A 3,847-nucleotide genomic window follows, 5' to 3' on the forward strand; every position below is an offset into this window, starting at 1 on the left:
AGCCTGACGGCTGGGCGATGGGAGCCGTGTGAGCCGAGAGGCTCCCGCACGGTTCTGCGAGCGGCGGCGGGTGAGATTCCCGCCGCCGACTCACCTGTTGCCGGCCAACACCCCGCGAGAGCATGCAAGTGGCTGCTCGGGCCGCGACGGCTTCGCCCGCGGGATCGACCGAACACCCTGGCAGTTCGAGCACCAGGTCCGGCAGCAGCGTTGCCGGCCCGCCCCGGCCCTGCTTCGGGACCGCCCCTGAGCGGTGAAGGCGACACGGCAGCGTGTTGCGCATTCACCCCGCCGGCCCCCCTGCGGGGGTGGGGACTCGTCCTTGAAGATCAAGACGAGCATCGTCGCGCGCCTGCAGCGGCCGACATATCGTCGGCGTATCAAAAAACGCATACGCCCCGGCAACGCCACGTTCTCTTGTCTGGAAGACATGAGTTCCAGCGGACCAACACGAGCGGCAGTGCGCCGCACCCGAGCGCCGGCGTCGTCCTCACGGGCCGGCTCGACAATGGGAATCACGGTCTATGGATGCGAGCAGGATGAGGCCCTTCTCTTCCGAGAAATGGCGCCTCGCTTTGGCGTGGTGCCAACCATCACGAAGGAAGCGGTATCCGAAGCCAATATCGACCTGGCAGCCGGGAACCGATGCATCAGCATCGGCCACAAGACGCACGTCACCCGTGCCACGCTCACCGCACTGAGCCGGGCCGGTGTGGAGTATCTCTCCACACGAAGCGTCGGATGCAATCACATCGACGTGAGCTACGCGGAGAGCGTCGGTATCTCCGTCGGAAACGTGGAGTATTCTCCCGACAGCGTTGCCGACTACACGTTGATGCTGATGCTGATGGCCGTGCGCCACGCGAAGGCCACTATCCGCCGCACCGATGCTCACGACTACCGGCTGAGTGAGATACGCGGCAAAGAGCTGCGCGACCTGACTGTCGGAGTGATCGGCACGGGGCGTATCGGCACAGCAGTCATCGACCGGCTGCGAGGCTTCGGCTGCCGCGTGCTGGCCCACGACAATCGCCCCAACACCCCCGCCGATTACACGCCGATCGACGAGCTGCTTCGGCACAGCGATATTGTCACGCTCCACACCCCGCTCACCGCAGAAACCCGCCATCTCATCGATCGCCGGCGTATCGAGCAGATGAAACACGGCGCGTTCATCGTCAACACCGGACGCGGGCCGCTCATTGATACCGAAGCCCTTCTATCGGCATTGGAAAGCGGCAGATTTGGCGGCGCGGCGCTGGACGTCCTCGACGGCGAGGAAGGAATCTTCTACACCGACTGCCGGAACAAGCCCATCGAGAACAGCTCGCTGGTGCGACTACAGGAGCTGCCGAATGTGTTCATCAGCCCGCACACGGCCTACTACACCGACCACGCGCTGAGCGACACCATCAGAAACAGCCTCATCAACTGCCTCGACTTTGAAAGCGGGAAAACATGGACAGGTTGAAGATCGGCGTCATCTTCGGGGGCTCTTCCGAAGAACATCCCGTCTCCGTCAAGTCCGCCCAAGAGGTCGCAAAGAACCTCGACACCGGTAAATACGAGCCGTACTGGATCGGCATCACGCAGTCCGGTGCCTGGAAGCTCTGTGACTCCCCTGGCGCAGACTGGGAGAACGGCGGCGCCCGTCCGGTCATGCTGTCACCCGACCGAAGCGTCCACGGACTGCTCGTCCTGGAACAGGGACGATTCGAAGTGATCCGTCTGGACCTCGTGCTGCCCGTTCTGCACGGCCCACTCGGCGAAGACGGTGCAATCCAGGGCCTGTTGGAACTCTCTGGCATCCCCTATGCCGGCTGCGATGTCCAGAGCTCCGCCATGTGCATGGACAAATCCCTGACCTACACCGTCGCCAAGAGCGCGGGAATCGTCACGCCAAATTTCTGGGTGGTCGCGGGGGACGAGAAGGTCGACGCCGGCCAGCTTCCTTATCCCGTCTTCGTGAAGCCGGCCCGTTCGGGCTCATCTTTCGGCGTCAGCAAAGTCGCCGGAGAAGAGGACTTGCCGAGTGCACTGGAGACCGCACGGCAGTACGACTCGAAGGTCCTGATCGAAGAGACCGTGGCCGGGAGCGAGATCGGCTGCGCGATCCTGGGGGAACCATCCGCCCCGATCGCGGGCGAGGTGGACCGCGTAGCCCTCTCACACGGATTTTTCAGGATCCACCAGGAGGACTCACCCGAGACTGGTTCGGAGAACTCGACGTTCATCGTTCCCGCCGACATCTCCGAAGAATCGCGCCAGCTCGTCCAAGAGAGCGCCAAGACCATCTACCGCGCACTGGGCTGTCAGGGGCTTGCCCGCGTGGACATGTTCCTCAAGGACGACGGCCAGGTGGTGCTCAACGAAGTCAACACCTTTCCCGGCATGACCTCCTACAGCCGCTATCCCCGCATGATGGCCGCCGCAGGCCTGCCGCTTTCCGGCGTGATCGACCGGCTCGTGTCAATGACACTGCACCAAAAAAAGCGATGAACGACGACTTCGTGTACCTGGACGAGCTGGTGCCCGGAATCCGGTGGGATGCCAAGTACGCCACCCCGGACAACTTCACCGGAAAGCCGGTAGACGGATACCTAGCAAATCGGATAGTTGGCACAAAAACTTTGTGCACGGCCCTGGGGTACGCGCAAGAAGAAGCCGCGTCCCTCGGCTTCGGCCTGCTTGTCTGGGACGGATACCGTCCGCAACGCGCCGTCGACTGCTTCCGGCGCTGGTCAGAACAGCCGGAGGACGGCCGGACAAAGCAGCGCCACTACCCCAATATCGACAGATCCGAGCTCTTCGACAAGGGATACGTGGCCGCCAAGTCAGGCCACAGTCGCGGCAGTACCGTCGACTTGACGCTCTACAGCCTCGCCACCGGAGAAAACGCCCGCATGGGCGGCGGCTACGACCTCATGGACCCGATCTCACATCATGGAGCAAGAGGAATAACGCCCACCGAAGCGAAAAACCGCGAGCACCTTTGCTCCATCATGGAGAAATGCGGATTTTCTCGCTACGCCTGCGAATGGTGGCACTACACGCTGAAAAGCGAGCCTTATTCAGATGTCTATTTCGACTTTTCCATCACATGATAGAAGCCTCCCTTACGTCTCACAATGGGGAAGCCTGGACCGGAACGACGAGGTCGTCATGCGGCGTGCCGCCCCGTCGAGGCTCGACGTCTTCCTGAGACGCACCGATCCATCGCAACTGCACGACTGGGCCTCCGATGGATACCACTCGTGCGAGGAGTACCTCTTCTGGTCCCGCAAAGTCTGCGGCTTGGCATGCCTGCAGTCCCTGCTCCACGGCTGGACGGACATCCGGCTGCCGATGCGTGAACTCCTTTCGCTGGCCCTCGACTGGGGCTGCTACGTGGTGGAACCCCAAGGCAAGGTCCAGGGACTGATCTACAGGCCATTCATGGCCTGGGTCAGCTCACAATTCGGATTCAAATGCCAACTGGTCGAGAACACGCCGATCCAGGAATCTGTCCGAGCGGTGCGCCCCGGGCAAGCCCTGATCGCTTCAGTGTCTCCTGAGATTCGCGACCCAAGCACCTACAAACCGCGACGGGGAGGGCATCTCGTGCTGATTCATGAAGTCCATGGCGGGACGGTGCGGTTCCATAATCCGTCGGGCTACTCCCACAATGCAGACTCCGCATCGCTGCCCATGCACGTATTCGAGCGCTTCCATGCGAGACGAGGAATCCTGGTCAGCGCGACACCGTGAGGCCAGGCCCTCTCTGTCAAAGTAGGTCGAGTCAGGCATACTGGATGATTTATTGAGTCGAGGGCGGAGAAGGAGTTGTGCCCGGGTGGTCAGCACGAAT

At 62.1% G+C, this 3,847-nt stretch carries 4 protein-coding genes; all 4 read left to right on the plus strand.

The window, feature by feature from the left end:
* The first annotated feature begins 508 nt into the window (after positions 1-508).
* The 4 genes from vanH to ACIQE0_RS38680 are packed head-to-tail and all read left to right on the plus strand — an operon-like array spanning position 509 to position 3,747.
* Positions 509-1,471, plus strand: a complete 963-nt coding sequence (gene vanH, locus ACIQE0_RS38665; RefSeq protein WP_402341082.1) for a D-lactate dehydrogenase VanH — start codon at positions 509-511, stop codon at positions 1,469-1,471.
* Positions 1,459-2,499, plus strand: coding sequence for a D-alanine--(R)-lactate ligase (vanA, locus tag ACIQE0_RS38670; protein ID WP_402341073.1), 1,041 nt, complete (start codon positions 1,459-1,461; stop codon positions 2,497-2,499). The genes vanH and vanA overlap by 13 nt, the downstream gene beginning before the upstream one ends.
* Positions 2,496-3,104: a D-Ala-D-Ala dipeptidase VanX gene (gene vanX, locus ACIQE0_RS38675; protein ID WP_402341076.1), complete on the plus strand. Its 609-nt coding sequence runs from the start codon at positions 2,496-2,498 to the stop codon at positions 3,102-3,104. The genes vanA and vanX overlap by 4 nt, the downstream gene beginning before the upstream one ends.
* Before the next feature lie 58 nt (positions 3,105-3,162).
* On the plus strand, positions 3,163-3,747 hold the full coding sequence (locus tag ACIQE0_RS38680; protein WP_402341079.1) for a hypothetical protein: 585 nt from the start codon (positions 3,163-3,165) through the stop codon (positions 3,745-3,747).
* The last annotated feature ends 100 nt before the right edge of the window (positions 3,748-3,847 follow it).

Source organism: Streptomyces sp. NPDC093097 (assembly GCF_044754325.1).
Classification (GTDB): domain Bacteria; phylum Actinomycetota; class Actinomycetes; order Streptomycetales; family Streptomycetaceae; genus Streptomyces.

Coding starts and splice junctions, on each gene's coding strand:
- vanH (WP_402341082.1), top strand. CDS start 509: ATGGGAATCACGGTCTATGGATGCGAGCAGGATGAGGCCCTTCTCTTC.
- vanX (WP_402341076.1), top strand. CDS start 2,496: ATGAACGACGACTTCGTGTACCTGGACGAGCTGGTGCCCGGAATCCGG.
- vanA (WP_402341073.1), top strand. CDS start 1,459: ATGGACAGGTTGAAGATCGGCGTCATCTTCGGGGGCTCTTCCGAAGAA.
- ACIQE0_RS38680 (WP_402341079.1), top strand. CDS start 3,163: ATGCGGCGTGCCGCCCCGTCGAGGCTCGACGTCTTCCTGAGACGCACC.